The organism is Streptosporangium sp. NPDC023615 (assembly GCF_040640155.1).
GTDB lineage: Bacteria > Actinomycetota > Actinomycetes > Streptosporangiales > Streptosporangiaceae > Streptosporangium.
Map to the genome: position 1 here is coordinate 26,425 of NZ_JBFABE010000066.1, position 17,488 is coordinate 43,912.

The 17,488-nt window shown below is 67.5% G+C and carries 9 protein-coding genes; 5 read left to right on the plus strand and 4 right to left on the minus strand.

The features are described 5' to 3' along the window. Positions 1-206: 206 nt before the first annotated feature. Positions 207-548, plus strand: coding sequence for a nuclear transport factor 2 family protein (locus tag AB0G16_RS31590; protein WP_362813278.1), 342 nt, complete (start codon positions 207-209; stop codon positions 546-548). Between the two features lie 83 nt (positions 549-631). Here the strand turns inward: AB0G16_RS31590 and AB0G16_RS31595 are convergent, their stop codons facing one another. Next, positions 632-2,956 carry a tetratricopeptide repeat protein gene (locus AB0G16_RS31595; protein ID WP_362813281.1) on the minus strand — a complete coding sequence of 775 codons (2,325 nt, stop codon included), beginning with the start codon at positions 2,954-2,956 and terminating at the stop codon, positions 632-634. A gap of 240 nt (positions 2,957-3,196) precedes the next feature. On the opposite strand from AB0G16_RS31595, the gene AB0G16_RS31600 reads away from it, so the two are divergent. Further along, the gene (locus tag AB0G16_RS31600) at positions 3,197-3,760 is read left to right on the plus strand and encodes a hypothetical protein (protein WP_362813284.1); all 564 of its coding nucleotides are present in this window, start codon (positions 3,197-3,199) and stop codon (positions 3,758-3,760) included. Positions 3,761-3,958: 198 nt separating this feature from the next. On the opposite strand, the gene AB0G16_RS31605 is transcribed toward AB0G16_RS31600, so the two are convergent. Continuing rightward, on the minus strand, positions 3,959-4,084 hold the full coding sequence (locus tag AB0G16_RS31605; RefSeq protein ID WP_362813287.1) for a hypothetical protein: 126 nt from the start codon (positions 4,082-4,084) through the stop codon (positions 3,959-3,961). Between the two features lie 198 nt (positions 4,085-4,282). Between AB0G16_RS31605 and AB0G16_RS31610 the strand changes: the two genes are divergently transcribed. After that, positions 4,283-7,243 (plus strand): tetratricopeptide repeat protein, encoded by a 2,961-nt coding sequence (locus AB0G16_RS31610; protein ID WP_362813290.1) that lies wholly within the window; start codon positions 4,283-4,285, stop codon positions 7,241-7,243. 88 nt (positions 7,244-7,331) lie between these two features. Here the strand turns inward: AB0G16_RS31610 and AB0G16_RS31615 are convergent, their stop codons facing one another. Beyond that, positions 7,332-8,321: a tyrosine-type recombinase/integrase gene (locus AB0G16_RS31615; protein WP_362813293.1), complete on the minus strand. Its 990-nt coding sequence runs from the start codon at positions 8,319-8,321 to the stop codon at positions 7,332-7,334. Between the two features lie 761 nt (positions 8,322-9,082). Here AB0G16_RS31615 and AB0G16_RS31620 point away from each other — a divergent pair. Then, positions 9,083-16,282, plus strand: coding sequence for an RHS repeat-associated core domain-containing protein (locus AB0G16_RS31620; RefSeq protein WP_362813297.1), 7,200 nt, complete (start codon positions 9,083-9,085; stop codon positions 16,280-16,282). A 611-nt stretch (positions 16,283-16,893) separates the two neighbouring features. On the opposite strand, the gene AB0G16_RS31625 is transcribed toward AB0G16_RS31620, so the two are convergent. Next, positions 16,894-17,166 (minus strand): hypothetical protein, encoded by a 273-nt coding sequence (locus tag AB0G16_RS31625; protein WP_362813300.1) that lies wholly within the window; start codon positions 17,164-17,166, stop codon positions 16,894-16,896. Positions 17,167-17,209: 43 nt separating this feature from the next. On the opposite strand from AB0G16_RS31625, the gene AB0G16_RS31630 reads away from it, so the two are divergent. Beyond that, positions 17,210-17,383: a hypothetical protein gene (locus AB0G16_RS31630; RefSeq protein ID WP_362813303.1), complete on the plus strand. Its 174-nt coding sequence runs from the start codon at positions 17,210-17,212 to the stop codon at positions 17,381-17,383. Positions 17,384-17,488: the final 105 nt, after the last annotated feature.

The window sequence follows — 17,488 nt, forward strand, 5'->3', positions numbered from 1 at the left end:
GTGTGCCGCGCTCCCGTTCAGCGCGTCCGGGCCGCGTCACGGCCCTCCTCTCGTCCGACGTCGCCGACCGCGTCGGCCGCGCCGACCCCGAAACGACCGCTCCGAGCATGTGACGTCGAGAACGCCCCGACCGCTCCGACCTGTCCGTGAGGGAACCGCCGGTCCGTACGGCGGAGCCATAACGGCAAGCGATCGAAGGAGCGGCCATGCCGGCCATGTCACGGAACGTCGAGACCGTCACCGGATACCTGGACGGTTTCCGCAACAACGACCACGAGCAGATCCTGTCCTGCCTGACCGACGACATCGAGTGGACCGTCTTCGGAGCCTTCCACCTGACCGGCAAGGACGCCTACGATAAGGCCGTCGACGGCCCGCCCGAACTCGTCGGCCCTCCCCGCCTGGAGGTCGTGCGCATGGTCGAGCAGGGCGACGTCGTCATGGCGGAACTCACCGGGACGGTGAGGCGAGCCGCGGGCGGTGAGATGCGCATGTCCATGGCCCGGCGCTCGGGTCGGTGTCACCAGGGGCAAAGTAGCTCAGCGTGAGGTCTGACCGGACAGAGCGAGGCTCCTGTCCCGTTACCCATCGGTAGGGTTTTGGGTCCCACACCCGGATCGGCTACACAAGATCAATCGGCCGTTAGCGTGCCGTGGCACCGCTTGTACTTCTTCCCCGATCCACAATTGCACGCCGCATTGCGTTCAACGTCCCCCAGCCCGGCGCGCTGCTCTACCACCGTCGTGTCCGCAGGTCGGTGAGTGTGAGAAGCGCCAGCGCTTCGTCGAAGGTGCATCACGTTGCTGCGCACGAGTTTTGTCGTTGGATGGTCCGCTCCCAACACTCGCTCGCAGTCGATGAGGGTCTGCTCCAACAGCGAGATGGCCCGGCCCAGATCCCCCGCCGACTGATAGGCGTAGGCGAGGTTGTTGCGGGAGGTCAGGGTGGCGGGGTGATCGCCGCCCAACACCCGCTCGCAGTCAATGAGGGTCTGCTCGCACAACGGGATGGCCCGGCCCAGATCCCCCGCCGCCCGGTAGGCGCTGGCGAGGTTGTTGCGGGAGGTCAAGGTGGCGGGGTGGTCGCTGTCCAGCACCCGCTCATGGTCGGTCAGCGTCTGCTCAAACAGCGGGATGGCCCGGCCCAGATCCCCCGCCGCATAGTAGGCGCCAGCGAGGTTGTTGCGGGAGATCAGGGTGGCGGAGTGGTCGCTGCCCAACACGCGCTCTTGGTCGGTCAGCGTCTGCTTCAACAGCGGGATGGCCCGGCCCAGATCCCCCGCCGCCCGGTAGGCGCCAGCAAGGTTGTTGCGGGAGGTCAGGGTGGCGGGGTGATCGCCGCCCAACACCCGCTCGCAGTCAATGAGGGTCTGCTCGTACAACGGGATGGCCCGGCCCAGATCCCCCGCCGCATAGTAGGCGCCAGCGAGGTTGTTGCGGGAGGTCAGGGTGGCGGAGTGGTCGCCGCCCAACACCCGCTGCCGATCGGCGAGGGTCTGCTCATACAGCGGGATGGCCCGGCCCAGATCAGCCACGTCGTAGAGGTATCTGCCACACCAGGCGCGCAACCCGAGCAGGTCGTCGGTCAGATTGTCGGACTTGGTGGCCAAGGCGTGCACCGTGGCGGTTTGCTCGACGAGCATGTCGACGGCGCCGCGGGCGGCCCAGGTTGCGGCGCCGTCGGGGATGTGAGTGTTGAAGTGGTGCAGCAGGGTGGTGGCGCGAGTCAGCATGCCGGGCAGGTCGCCGGATGTGGGGTGGGGGGTGTGCTGGGCGCGTTCGCGTAGGACGCGGCTGGTGAGACGGTGCATGAGGATGGTGGTGCCGTCGTCGTTGAAGCTGATCAATGAGCTGTCGGCCAGGTCAGCCAGCAGCTGATCCAACTCCGCGGTGTCGACCGGGCCGAGGTCGTCGGGGTTGGTGGTGCCGTACAGGATCGCGCGCGGCACACCGGCTTCCGACAGCACCGCCAGCAGCTCCAGCAGCTCGCGCGCGCCGGCGATGGTGTCTTCGGCTTGCTCGATGGACAGCAGGATCGCCTGCGCGGCCCCTTGGGGGTAGCCGTCTCCCGCCTGCGGCAAGTACTCGCTCAGCGGAAGGTCGCGCAGCGCCTTCAGGTAGGCGGGGTAGGTCATGCGGCGGCGCGCGATCAGCGCTCCTGCCTGCCCGATCGCCAACGGTAGATGGCCCAGCTCGCCGGCGACGTCGTCGGCGCCCGGGGTGGTTCGGCCGGTGCGCTGGTGCAGGCAGGCCACCGACTGCTCCGGGTCGAAGACGCCGACGTCGACCGGCTCGAACAGGTCGTGGAAGGCACGGTTGCGGGTAGTGATGAGGATCTGGACGGTGCCGGTGGCCGGGCACCAGGGCTCCACGTCGTCGACCTCGGTGGCGTTGTCGAAGACCAGCAGGCCTGGCTGGTCGGTGGCGGCCAGCCAGTCGCGGGCCTTGACGGCTGCGGTGTGGGTGTCGTCGTCGCTGGACAGCAGGTTTAGCCGGCGTGCCAGGCCGGCCAGGCCGGTGAGGATCTGATCGTGGGTTTGGGCGGTGATCCAGACGATCAGCGGCCAGCCGGCGTGCCGGCGATCCCAGGCGTAGGAGGCGGCCAGCAGGCTCTTGCCCACCCCGGGCGTGCCGGTCACCGCGTCGACGACCGCCGCGCCTTCGATGACCGCCGCCCCCTGCTCCCGCATACGTGCCCGCAACGCCTCCAGCAGATCCGGCCGGGGTTGGAAGGCGCGTGGCCGGCGGGGGAGGTCGCCCTCCACGATGGGCCAGGCGATCGGCGCAGGCAGGGGTGCGCCTTGAACGATGGAGACGTTCCCGCCGACGCCGGAGATCTGGTTCAGGTGGCCGGCGACTGTGGTGTCGGTGACCGACTGCAGCGGCGTGGGCGACTGCGGATTCTGCGTGTTCCCGGCCTCACCCGCGCCGGCTGCTTCGGGGGGAAGGTCGGCCATAGAGCCATCTTCGACGCATATCTGCCCTCTGCCCGGCGGCTTCGTCAAACAGTTACGCGCGATGCGCCCAGCGTGAGACCGCGCGAGGCTCAGCTCTCTAACTCCTGGACTGCTGGTGTCACTGATCTGAGCAGGGAGCGGACACGGACGTCCTGGACCGGGCCAGAGCACCTATCCGCATAGGTCACTGTTTGAGGAAGGGTCCTCACCGTCGGTAGGAAATGCGGTGATGATGGGGGTATGACGACTCTCAAGCGGTCGGGGTGGGCGCGGTGGATCTGGCTGTCGTTGTCGGTGGTGGTGCCGGTCGCGGTCGCGGTGGCCAGCAATCAGATCCTCACCGACGCGGGCTGGAGCTGGGGGTGGTCGGCGATCGCGGTGGCCCTGGCCGCGGCCGGCGCGGCGGTGGCCTACCGGCTCACCCGCGCCGAGCCCCGCGCGCCGGTTGGTGAGGCAGATCTTTCGTCCGAGCCGCGCCGGACAGCGAGCCCCGGGCAGGTCGTGACTGGCAGCACCGCAGGCGGCGGCATCGACCAGGTACGGCGGGTAGGGCGCAGCGTGCGGCTGCGCGACAGCGCCAAGCCTGCCGGACCGCCCTCGACGTCGGCGGCTCCGGCACCCGCCTCACCGACGGCCGCGCCCCCGCTCGCGCCTTCGAACCCGCCGGTGGCCGGTGAGCCCGCACGGGACGGCGCCGATGACGGGCCGCCGTCCGGCGGTCAGCGGGTCAGCAACTCACATGCCAGCGGTTCCATCACCCAGATCGAGGGGGTAGACGGTGATGTGACCATCGAGCGGTCATGACCACTCACCCCGCAGGCAGGAGAGACGACGCGAGCGGCGGGGACGAATCTGGCACACAGCCCGGTACGCCCCTGTCGCCGGCGCTGCAGTCGACCACTAAAAGCGTGATCTTCGGCGACTTGATTCGCCCGTTCGGCCGTCGTGTAGTGGACATTGTCCCGGCTCCCGGCGGGCGCGGGAGCCGGGACAGCCGACCTGTCAGCGGTGGGTGATCCACCAGATGGCCAAGGTGATGGGAGCCGCTGCGGCAGCTGCGGTGGCGCTGCGTATCGCGGCGGCCAGGGCGGCGCGGGCCAGGCGGCGCAGGAACGGGCGATCGATCATGAGCGGTTCTCCTTACCGTGGGCCCCGGTGCTCTGCTCGCCCGGGGCGGTGGTCTCATCAGGCCGCTTCGGATGGTTTTCCGGATCCGCTCGCATCGACGCGGTGGGGCGGGCAGGGTGGGAGACCTCGGGAAATGGGGTGATGGGCGGCTTTTCCGGATGGTTTCGATCCGGATCCGGATGGGCGAGGGGTAGCAAGATGAGCGGCTCCAGCGATTCGACGGACGCGGCAGAGACAGCCGGTGCGATGGATGCAACCAGCCGGTACGCCGCCGCGCTCCGGGCGTTGCACGCGGCGGCCGGCGCACCGGACGGCGCGATGATCCAGCGGCAGGCGGCCGCGCAACTGCCGCCGTTGAAGGTGGCGCCCGCGTCGTGGAGTGATTGGCGCAACGGCCGCAACGTCCCCTCTAACCGGAAGGTCGCCGACTGGTTGATCGTCTTCCTATGCGGCCGCGCCCGGCAGAAATCCCCTGAGTATGTTGCGCCGCCTGCTGTGTGGTGGGAGAAGCTTCGCCAGCAGGCGCGGGCCGAACGCCGCCAAGGCAGGGGGCGTGGCGGACGTCCCCCCACTGCTCACCCATCGGCCCCCACCTCGCAGAAGGGGGAGAGTGAGCCGGTGCGGCGCCAGGTGGGGGTGGTGCCCCGGGCCGCGGACTGCTTCCAGACCCGCCAGATCGCCGACCGGCTCACCGAGGCCGCTGCCGGCGGTGGGACGGTGGTGGTCTCGCAGGTGCTGGCCGGGATGGGCGGGATCGGCAAGACCCAGCTCGCCGCCGCCTACGCCCGCCGAATATGGGAGCAGCGGGAAGTGGAGGTGTTGGTGTGGGTGAGCGCGACCTCCCGCTCACAGATCCTGGCCGCCTACGCCCAGGCCGCCACTGAGCTCGGCCTTCCCACCGATCCGGGCGATGTCGAGCAGGCGGCCAGACGGTTTCTCACCTGGGCGCAGACGACGTCGACGGCGTGGCTGGTGGTGCTCGACGATGTGCAAGACCCCGCCGACGTCCGGGAGCTGTGGCCCTCGGGCGCAGCTGGGCGGGTGGTGGTCACCACCCGGCGCCGAGAGGCAGCCCTGGCTGGCCGGGACCGTCGGGTGGTGGAGGTGGAGGTGTTCACTAAGGCTGAGGCGCGCGCCTACCTGAGCGCCAAGCTCGCCGTTTACGACCGGACCGACAGTGACGCTGAGATCGACGCGCTCGCCGCCGACCTGGGATATCTGCCGCTGGCGCTGGCCCAAGCGGCCGCCTACCTGATCGACGCGCACCTGAATTGCGCGAGGTATCGGGAGCGGCTGGCCGATCGGCGCCACAGGCTGGCCAAGGTGGTGCCCGAGGAGGGTGGCCTGCCCGACGACCATCCCGCGATCGTGGCCGCGGCCTGGTCGTTGTCGATCGACCGCGCCGACCGTGCCCGGCCCGCCGGACTGGCCCGGCCCCTGCTACAGGTGGCGGCGGTGCTGGATCCGCACGGCATCCCGCAGGCCGCACTGACCAGCACCCCAGTGCTGACCTACCTAGCCACCGAACGACGTCCCCAGACCACCGAGGAGGTGTCGGCTGCCGACGCCTACGACGGGCTGCGGGTGCTGCACCGCTTCAGCCTCATCGACCACGACCCCGCCGCATCCTTTCAGGAGGTGCGGGTCCACCAGCTCATCCAGCGCGCCACCCGCGAGACCCTCTCCGGCGCCGAGTCGACCGCCGTCGCGCATGTCGCCGCCGATGCCTTGCTGGAGGTCTGGCCGGACGTCGAACGCGATCAGGCCGGTCCCGTTCTGCGCGCCAACACCGCAACCTTGCACACTCTCACCGGAACCGCCCTGTGGGAATGGAACGACATGGCCCACCCGATCCTGCTCCGCGCCGCGACCAGCCTCGGCGACAGCGGACAGGTTCACGCGGCCGTCACCGAATACACCCAGCTGCATGCCACCATGACCCGGCTTCTCGGCCCCGACCACCTCGCCACCCTGATCACCCGCAACAACCTGGCGACCTGGCGGGGGCTGGCCGGTGATGCGGCGGGTGCGGCGGCCGCACTCGACGATCTTCTCACCGATCGCTTGCGGGTGTTGGGGCCCGACCACCCCGACACCCTAATGACCCGCAACAACCTGGCGCACTGGCGGGGGGCGGCAGGTGATGCGGCGGGTGCGGCCGCGGCGTTCGAGGACCTCCTCGCCAATCACTTGGAAGTGCTTGATGCCGACCACTCCGACATCCTGATCACGCGACACAACCTGGCGAGCTGTCGAGGGACGGCCGGTGATGTGGCGGGTGCGGCCGCGGCGTTCGAGGACCTTCTTACCGATCGCTTGCGGGTGTTGGGTCCCGACCATCCCGACACCCTGATGACCCGCAACAACCTGGCGTACTGGCGGGGGGCGGCAGGCGATGCGGCAGGCGCGGCCGCCGTGTTCGAGGACCTCCTCACCGACTATGTGCGGATGCTGGGTCCCGACCATCCCAAGACCCTGGCCGTCGGCAACAACCTGGCGTACTGGCGGGGGCTGGCCGGTGATGCGGCGGGTGCGGCCGCGGCGTTCGAGGACCTCCTCACCGACTGCCTACGAGTGCTGGGTCCCGACCACCCCGACACCCTGACCACCCGCAACAACCTGGCAACCTGGCGGGGACTGGCCGGTGATGCGGCGGGTGCGGCCGCGGCGTTCGAGGACCTCCTCATCCATCGCTTGCGGGTGTCGGGTCCCGACCACCCCGACACCTTGATAACCCGTAACAATCTAGCGAGCTCACGAGGGCTGGCCGGTGATGCGGCGGGTGCGGTCGCCGCGTTCGAGGACCTCCTCACCGACTACCTGCGGGTGCTGGGCCCCGACCACCCCGACACCCTGACCACCCGCAACGGCCTGGCGGACTGGCGGGGGGCGGCCGGTGATGCGGCGGGTGCGGCCGCGGCGTTCGAGGACCTCCTCACCGACTGCCTACGAGTGCTGGGCCCTGACCACCCCAAGACCCTGGCCGCCCGCAACGGCCTGGCGGACTGGCGGGGGCTGGCCGGTGATGCGGCAGGCGCGGCCGCCACAACCGAAGACCTCCTCACCGACCGCCTGCGGGTGCTGGGCCCCGACCACCCCGACACCCTGACCACCCGAAGCCACCTGGCGTACTGGCAGGAGCAGGCAGGACTCGTATAGACGGCCAGGTAGCAGAAGCGATCACACGGTGTTCTTGAGCTCCGCATCGATCCACCGGCTCAGCGCAACCGTTCCCATCGTTTCGCCGTCAGTAGTCGAGGGCGCGGTCGACCAGGTCGGCGACCTCGGTGGGGGAAGCGCGGAAGTAGCGTGCGGTGGTCTCGATGGAGGTGTGGCCAAGGAGGGCCTGGATCTGGGCGTGGTCGGCGTCGACTTCGCGCAGCCGGGTGGCGTAGGTGTGGCGCAACCGGTGCGGGCGCAGGCCCGGCAGGCCGGCGTCCTTGCCGACCGCGCGGACCACGTCGGTGACGCCGTCGACCGACAGCCGACCGCGCTGGCCGACCCACACCCCGTCGCCGACCGCCTCGGCCAGGGCGGGTCGTGCGGCCAGCAGCTCAGCGCGCACCTTCAGCCAGGCGGTGAGCCGTTCGCGGGCCGGGACCGGCAGCGGGACGGTGCGGACTTCGTCGCCTTTGCCGTGCAGGCGGGCGGTGCCGCTGCGCGCGGTGATCGGCACATCGCCGATGCGCAGGCGTTGGCATTCCTCGGCGCGAGCGCCGGCGCCGAGCAGGACGGCGATGAGGGCTGCGTCGCGGGGGCCGCGGCGGTCGGCGGCGCGGCGGACCGCGTTCTCCTGCGCCCGCGACAACGCCTCCGGAGCACCGGGCTTGGGTACCCGGGCGCGCTTGACCGCCAGGCGCAGTGCGGGGCCGTGTTCATACAGCAACGTGACCGCGGCCAGTGCCTGGTTCACCGTCGCCGGCGACGCGCCCGCGGCGAGCAGGTGCCGGCGCCAGGCGGTGACGGCGGCCTCGGCGCCGACCAGGTCGACGAACGCGTCGGCGTGCTCGGCCGCCCGGGCGAGCAGCCAGTCGCGGTAGGCGATGGCTTGTCGTCGGTAGGCGGTCACCGTGTTGGCCGCGAGCGCGCACCGATCGAGATGCGTGCCGAACGCGGCCAACGCCGCCTCCGCCGCGGCCGCCACCGACCCCGCCTCACGACCAGGCCGGAGCATCACCACGTTGCCCGTCCCGGAGCTGTCCCGATCGGCAAGGCGGTTGTCGGTCGGACCGCTCACCCGATCGCCACTCCGATCGTCAACCCGGTTGCCAGTTTCTCTGTCGCCATCATTGTTGATCTTGTTGTCGGTGCTCGTGGTCACTCGCCGGACCCCTCTCCTTCTTATCCGGGGAGTTTTTCCGGCGTTAGCTCAGGCCTCGCCCGGCAGTTATCCGGGGAGATCCTACTCGTACTCCCCGGATAATGTCACTTATCCAGGGAGTCTTGAGCCAATGGCCTCCCCGAGCTCGTCCACATCCGGACATGTCGCGACCTGTGCGCAACGAGCGCCATCGGACGCGACCCAAAAGCAGTCTCATCCGGATGAGTCGGAGACCTCGTCGTTCGAGCGGAACGTCACCAGCCACTACCTGTGTGTTGAATTCAGACGTTTCGCCTTGGTTACCCATAGAAGCCAAACGCGTACGGACACAGCATGTTTTCAGATGAAACGTGACATTGAATCCTTTATTTTCCCCTTATGGAGATCTTGCGGCTTTAGGTGATCTATAGGTAATTTCTGATCGTTTGCTTGTTGCGCGCTCCGAAACGTCGACCCCGGCCCCGCTGTGGGCTTGGTGGCGGGCTGGGGTAACGCGGGGGCCACTAGGCCTTCGCGCTGACTTGTTCGGAGGGTGACGGCGTATGCGCCGTAGTCTGTCGCGTCCACGTTCGCGTCTGCGTTCGCCTGGTCGTAGGGCCTGGGTGGTGGCGGTGTGGGCCGTGATGTTGGTGCCGGGCCTACTACTGTTCCAGGCCGTCCCTGTCACCGCCTCTGTGGTGACCGCGCTGGTCCAGGATGATCCTGAGACGCCGAAGCAGCTGTCGGGGTCGGCGGCGGGGTTGGCGTCGTTGGTGGACAGCAGCGTGACCAGATCGCCGGTCACAGTGCGAGCCCCTGCTCAGAAGATCGGCCTTCCCAAGCAGGCGCTGCCCGTGGATGCGCGGTTTGTGTCCAAGAGGAGCCGGACATCGGCCTCCGATGGCACATCTCGCATCGGGTCCGTCTCTGGTGAGCCGCGAGGGGGCATGCGGCCGACGGCCGCCGTGTCGTCGCTGCTTGATGACCTTCAGGTGAAGGACATGTGGCCGTTGTCGGGCCAGCAGGTCGGGACGGTGAGACCGACCTTGGTGGCCTATGCCGACGGTGGGACGTCCCCGTTGCGTTATGAGTTCACGGTTTGCGTGTTGCCCGAGCAGGAAGAAGAGGACGAGGACCCGCTGCCAGGCTGTGGAGAGCCGACGGTGGTTGCATACTCCGGGGAGTTGCCCGATGGGGTGAGCTCCTGGAAGGTTCCCGCCGGCGCCCTGGAGTGGGGTAAGTCGTATTCGTGGTCGGTGCAGGTCTCCGACAGCGCCGGCAACAACACACTCTCGTCCGAGTACAGCTTCGTCACCGGTGCCCGTCAGCCGACTGTCGCCTCCCAGTTGGCGGCGCGTGGGGTCAACGGTCAGGAGTTTCACCAGCTGGCCGGTAACTACACCACCGAGGCTGTGGACGCGTCGGTACCGGGTGCGGGGCTGGGATTGAGTGTGCGGCGCGCCTACAACAGCAAGGACGCCCGCACGGATGGGATCTTCGGCGCGGGCTGGTCCACTCGCTTCGACATGAAGGTCCAGCCCGAGGCGAGTGGGGCGCTGCTGGTCACCTATCCCACCGGGCAGGTGCTGCGTTTCGCCTCGCGTGGGGACGGCGGGTTCCAGCCGCCGCCGGGCATGTTCGCCACCCTCGCTACGACCGGTGCGGGCGGGTGGCGGCTGATGGACAAGTCCTCCACCTCCTACCTGTTCAACGCCTTTGGCCGCCTGGTGAAGGTGACCGACAGCCGCGGCCGCGCCCAGGACCTGGTGTACGACACCGACGGCAAGCTCAGCGCGGTGCACGATGCCGGCGGCCGGTCGCTGACGTTCACCTGGAACGGGGCACGGGTGGCGAGCGTGGCCACCGACCCGGTCAACGGCGCCCCGCTGACGTGGACCTACACCTACCAAGGCAGTCGCCTTCACCAGGTCTGCTCCCCGCTGGGGGCCTCCAGTTGCACCACCTACGACTACACCACCGGCTCGGCGTATCCGGGTGTGGTGCAAGATGACGAGCCGGTCGGGTACTGGCGTCTGGGCGAGCCGGTCAACCAGCCGCCGTCGCCGACCCCGGACCCGATATGCACCGTCGTACCGGAGCTGTGCCAGCCGCCGACGAGTGAAGGCGTCAATCTGGGCTGGGGTTCGGGACCGGCCACCTATGAGGAGATGACCCTGGCCGAGCCCGGGGCGCTGACCGGCTCCACCAACACCTCGGCGAAACTGGCGGGTGATGGATGGATGGACCTGCCCGAGCACCTGCTGCCGCGGATGGCCGGTTCACTGTCGATGGAGACCTGGTTCAAGACCACCTCCCCGGGAGTGATCGCCTATGCCTCCGACACCTACCTGCAGCTCGGCCAGCAAGGATGGTTCCCCGGTAGCGGTCAGCCGCTGTTGTACGTGGGCACCGACGGCAAGCTGCGCGGCCAGTTCGGCGTCACCGGCTCCGGCGGTACCGCGGTCGTCTCCCCGATCACCTCGGCCGCTGCCGTCAACAACGGCGCCTGGCACCATGTCGCCCTGTCCGGCTCGGGCAACAGTCAGACCCTCTACCTCGATGGTGCCCCGGTGGGCTCGCTCAGCGGCACGATCAGCCACCAGGGGTGGAAGTTCGCCACGATCGGTAACGGCCGGATCACCTCGGCCTGGCCCTCCTCGCCCGTGACCGGTAGCTGGACGTCCGCCTCGTGGGGGTTGAGCGGTCACGTCGACGAGGTCGCCGTCTATGACCGGCCACTGACCGCGACCGAGGTGGCCGAGCACTACGCCGCCCGCCAGGCGGTCCCACACCTGCTGTCGAAGATCACACTGCCGTCCAGCCGTATCTGGGCGGACAACACCTACGACAGCGCCACCGATCGCCTCAAGACCCATACCGACCAGCACGGTGGCCTCTGGAAGCTCACCGAGCCGCAGTATGACGGCGACACGGGCTTGTCCACTGTGAAGGTCACCGATCCCAAGAACAAGACGCTGACCTTCGAGCACGACGCTTGGCGCGGCTACCGTCTGGTGACCCAGGTCGACCAGCTGGAGGAAAAGACCAGCTACACCTACGACAGCGGCGGCTACCCGGCGATGATCACCGACCCCAACAGCAACGCGGTCATCACCACTCACGACAAACGCGGCAACCTCCTGACCCGCACCACCTGCCTGATAGAGGAGGAGATCCCCTCCTCGCCCGCCGGGCTGGAATGCGTTCTGGGTCTTAGCCCGCAGGAGCGCTACACCTATTACCGCAATACCGCCGACGAGTTCGATCCCCGCAACGACAAGCTCCTGATTCGCCGCGATCCTCGCTCGACCAGCGCCACCGACAACACCTACGCCACCAAGTGGGAGTACAACCAGTACGGCGAGACGCTCAAGCAGACCGGCCCGGCTACCCCAGACTTCCCCACCGGACGCTCGGCCAGCAGCACCTACACCGACGGCACCGAGCCCGCCGTCGGCGGCGGCATCACCCCGGCGGGCCTGCGCAAGTCGGCCAAGGATCTCAAGGGCAGCGAGACGACCTACCGCTACAGCGCCGCTGGGGATCTGGCCGAGCAGACCAGCCCGTCGGGACTGATAGCGAAGTTCGGCCATGACGCGCTGGGCCGGGTGACCTCGCGAACCGAGGTATCGGCGGTCCACCCCACCGGGGTCACCACGACGTTCACCTACGACGGAGCCGGGCGCCCGCTGACGCAGACCGCTGCGGGAGTGAAGAACGAGGTCACCGACGTCACCCACACCGCAAAGACCGTCTACACCTATGACGCGGACGGCAACAGGCTCACCGAGACGGTGTCGGACCTGACCGGTGGTGACCCGGCGCGCATCACCACCTACACCTACGACACCAAGGGACGGGTGGAGACGGTCACCGACCCCGAGGGCGGCGTGACTCACTCCACCTGGGACGTCACCGGAGCGAAGGTCTCGACGACCGACCCGGTGGGCACCGTGCTTGCCTACGCCTATACCGAGCGCGGTCAGCCGTTCACCGCGACGCTCAAGAACTGGACCGGCAGCCCGGTCAGTCCGCAGCCTGCCCAGGACGTCGTGCTGGAATCTGCCTCCTATGACCCCGGCGGCCGGCTGGCCGGCCAGGTCGACGCGATGGGCCGCAAACGGGCTTACATGTACTTCGCCGACAGCCGCCTGTCGCAGGTAATCGCCGATGACGTCCGGCTCAACGATCCCTTGGCCACCAGGACCGATGTGGTGTTGGAGGACAACACTTACGACGCGGCCGGTAACCTCACCAAGCAGGTCACCAACGACCCGGCCGGTCAGGACAGCGCCGGCGAGAAGGTCACCACCGAATCCATCTACGACGCCGCAGGCCGCCTCACGTCCACCACCCTCGCCCCCGCCACCCTGGGGCGCAAGACCGCTTTCCAGTACGACGCGGCCAACAACATCACCAAGAAGACCTTCACTGCGGCCGGGACCACCCGCATCGAGTCCACCTCCTACCTTCACAACGCGTTGAACCAGGTGACCCGGCAGACCGTGGAGAACGGGGCAGAGGACCTGGTCACCACCAGCGTCTACGACGACCGTGGCCTGCTGAGCGCAACCACCGACCCGCGCGGCAACGCCTCCGGCGCCACCCCCGCTGATTTCACCACCACGATGCGCTACGACCTGGCCGGGCAGCTGGTGGAGACCAAGGCACCGCAGGTGACGATCGAAAAGAACGGCGCCGCCCTCACCACCGGGCGTCCCACTCTGCGGTACGGCTACAACAGCGCAGGTTTGCAGACCCACACCGTCGACGCCGAAGGGCGCACCACCACCTCGGTCTTCGATAAGGCCGGACGCCTGACCTCGACCACCGGCGCGCCGTACACCCCGCCGGGCGGCAGCACGATCACCCCCAAGGTCAGCATCGGTTACGACGCGGCCGGGCGGCAGACCACGGTCACCGACCCGCGCGACCACATCACCTCCACCGTCTACGACGTGCTGGGACGCCCGGTCAAAATCATCCAGCCCGGCCCATCAGGGCCAGGCGGCGCTTGGGTCTCGGAGTACGACCTGCTTGGCGAGCAGCGCGCGCTGATCGACCCCACTGGAGCGCGTAACGAGGCAACCTACGATGACCTAGGTAGGCAGATCACCCAGACCTGGATCGAGCGCAACCCCGCCGCCGCGCACGTCACCAAGCTGGCCTACGATGCCGCCGGTAACCTCACCAAGCGCATCACGCCAGGGCCGGGTGACAAGACCACCACCTACACGGTCAACGCCGCCGGAGAGGTCACCGCCACCATCAACCCGCCCACCCCCACCACCACCAACCCGGCCACCCGCACCACCACCGCCGCCTACGACCTGATGGGCCGGCCGACCAAGGTGACCGACCCGCTCGGCAACGCCACCGAGACCACCTACGACCTCGCTGGCCGCAAGAGCGCCGTTAAAGACCTCGCCGGCACCAACCCCGTCACGGTCGTGCGCACGTCCAGTTTCGGCCACGACCCGGCCGGCAACCCGACCAGCACCACCTCCGGCGAGGGCTACACCACCCAGCGCACATTCGATGCCGCAGGACGGCTGACCTCCCTCATCGAACCCGTCACCGCGAGCTCGTCGATCACCTCAACGTTCGGCTACGACGCCAGCGGGGCGCGCACCCGCACCACCGACGGCCGCAGCAACGCCACCTGGACCACCTACAACAGCCTCGGCCTGGTCGAATCCGTCATCGAACCGTCCACCACCGCCCACCCCAACGCCGCTGATCGGACCTGGACCAGCGTCTACGACGCCTCAGGCAACGCCACCGCGACCCTGCAGCCAGGGGGGGTGCGCATCGATCGCACCTTCGACCACCTGGACCGGATGACCGCCGAGGTCGGCAGCGGCACCTCGATGACCACGCTGAACCGCGCGGTCACCTACGACAGCGCGGGCCGGATGGCCACGATCGGTGACTACACCCTCGAATACAACGACCGCAGCCTGCTGACCAAGGTCTCCAAGGCCACCAACCAGATCGCCGCCTACACCTACGACGCCACCGGCAACCCCACCCAGCGCATCGACCCCGCCGGAACGGCGAACTACACCTGGGACACCCTCGACCGGCTCAAGACCGCCTCCGACCCGGTGACCGGCCGCACCTGGACCTACGGCTACGACAACGCCAACCGTCTGGCCAGTAAAACCTCCGCCAACCCGGTCAACACGCAAACCTACGGATACGACAGTGTGGACCGACTCACCTCCCAGACGGTGAAGAACAGCTCAGGTACGGAACTGTCGAAGATCGTCTACGGGTGGGACAAGGACGACAACCTCACCACCAAGACCACCACCGGCACCGCCGGAGCCGGAACCAACACCTACGGCTACGACCGCTCCAGGCGCCTGACCTCCTGGACCGCCCCCGGCGGCGCCGTCACCGCCTATGAGTGGGACGCCTCCGGCAACCGCACCAAGGCCGGAGCCGACACCTTCGTCTACGACCAGCGCAACCGCCTCACCTCCGGCGCCGGGACCGACTACACCTATACCCCCCGCGGCACCACCGCCACCGAGACCAAGGCCGGCGTCACCCGCATCCTCACCTTCGACGCTTTTGACCGCCTCACCTCCGACGGGGATGCCACCTACGGCTACGACGACCTGGACCGGATGACCTCCCGCACCAAGGGCAGCGCTCAGCAGCGCTTCATCTACTCCGGCCTGAGTAACGACCTCGTTACCACCACCGACGGATCCGGGACCCTGCAGGCGAAGTATGGGCGCGATCCGTTCGGAGGCCTGCTGAGCCTGCAAGAAGGCGCTGGCCCCGCGCTCGCCACCATGAGTGACCTGCACGGCGATGTGGTCGCAACCTTCTCCGGTACCGTCCTGGTCGACTCGGTCGCCTACGACCCCTTCGGCATCGTCACTCACCGCTCCGGCACCCAGCGCACGCCCGGTTATCAAGGGGAGTACACCGATCCCGATACCGGCAAGGTCAATATGCATGCTCGCTGGTATCAACCCGGCACCGGCGCCTTCACCTCCCGTGACACCATGACTCTCGACCCGAACCCATCGGTGCAGGCCAACCGCTACACCTACGCCAACGCTGGCCCTTTGACCAATACCGACCCCACCGGGCACAACGCATACGAAGTCATCCAAAGCGGAGGCTCCTACGGCAGCGCAAGCGGCGGCACTAGCTGGCAGTCCTATGACACGAGCAGTTACTGGGACAAATACCTTGACAGGCAATCCTCGTCCTCAAGCTGGGAATTTACACCAACAGAAGTTGTCCCGGGGCAGCCGTACTATTCCTGGCCCGATCAGCCATGCTGCCTTGTGGCAATGGACTGGTGGTTCGACGAAGAAAGAGGCAGAGCGATAGGTGTCACAGAGAAAGGAAAAACGGCCCCGAAGGGATATTGGGATGCACCTAAAGAGAAGCGGGATATTTATAATTTCTTCGCTGACTTAACGGACGACGAGAAGGCCTTGAGATTACTGTGGAAAAAAATATCTTCTCAGAAGAGCAATAAGGCAACTGCTAAAAGTAAGAAAAAGTTGTCGACATCTGCGTACGGCTCCATTCCAAAAAATGGAGATAAGTCTACCCGTAAGTGCACAAATCACTGGTATGGAAAAGTTTGTCAAATACATTTGACGACCGACGATGCGGCCGATACAGCGGATGACCTAAATGCGCTAGGGGCCGGACTGAGTGCATGCGGAGTGGCAAGTGCGTTGTTTTTGCCGGGAGCTATCTTGTGCGGAGGCGCCTCCGCCAATGCGTATTACTGGTCTTCCCAGATCAGTAAAGCTAATCGCCACAGCGGCGGACTGGGGGTAGATTCAACCTGCACTACATACTGGCATAACAGTCAAACTCGATGCAGCTTCAGACCTTCACCAAAGTTGTTAAAGGTATGATGTCACCTTAAAAGAGGAAGGATGGCCTTATAGGTGAAATGGGTAGCTTTAATATTCGCCGTCGCCTCGGTGACAACAATAGCAATAGCTCTCGCATTGAGGAGTGACGGAGATCCTGAGGTGCTATATTGGAGTAGGATGCTCACTTCGGTAGGCGGCATGACCTTCGCTGGCGCTACCGTCCTCTTCTCTATTCACCTTTTTCTCAAAAGGGAAAAGGATCGAAAAAAAACCCTTTAACACTAACCGCATTCTGATGGCGGCCGTCTCCCGGATACGCGTCCGGGAGACAGTTATTGTCGAAATATAGGGCATCAAATACCGGACCTGAAAGCTAACTTCACGGTCCCCTGATTTCTCTCGGGATCGTTGTTTCTGCTCAGCGTCGGCCTGTTCGTCAGCGCCCTGTGGATTCTCGGCTTCCCCGCCCTTACCTCGGTCGGGAAGCCAGGCCTGCCGCTGAGCCGGCTGCTGGACCTGCTAAAGCTCTCCTTCGCGGTGGTCGCCGGAATCGGCGGCGTCATCGCCCTGGCCGGCCTGGCCGACGACGTCGCCACCCGGGAACTGCGCCAGACGATGATCGACGTCTTGTGCGCCTACCTGCGCATGCCCTACCCCCCGACCCCGGCGAGAGCGGTAACCCAGCCGAACGTGACCTCCAGGCCATCGACGGTCAGCGCCAGGTCCTCAAGGTCGAGGGCGGCCAGCTCCGAGCGGCGGCCCCTCAAGGCGAAGCCGAGCACCAGCGCGGCGTGGTCGCGCAGGCCGGCCAAGGTGGCGGGGTCGCAGCCGTCGATCATCACCCGCAGGACGGCGAGCTTGGCGGGCGGCGCCTTGCGGGTGCGCGTGCCTGCCTTGGCGCGCTCCTTGCGGTAGGCGCGCAAAGCCAGGCGGCCGCCTTCGGCGTTGAGGAGAAGCCCAGCTTTCTTGTGGCGGGACTGCACGCACGCCAGGGCCCGCTCGATCGTCGAGGGCGCCGAGGGAGTGCCGCGCGTGGTGGGTGTGACGGCCAGGTGGGTGACGTACTCGGCGATCGTCTCAGCCGAGGCGGGTAACGGCGTACGCCCGCTCTTGGCGCACCAGGTGGTGAAGGTCTCCTAGTCGCGGGCGTAGGCCCGGGTGGTGTTGTCGGCCAGACCGCCGGCGCCCCGGGCACGGGCCGCCTCGCTCATCTCGCGGTCGGCGCTCGTCACCGCGGTGACGAGC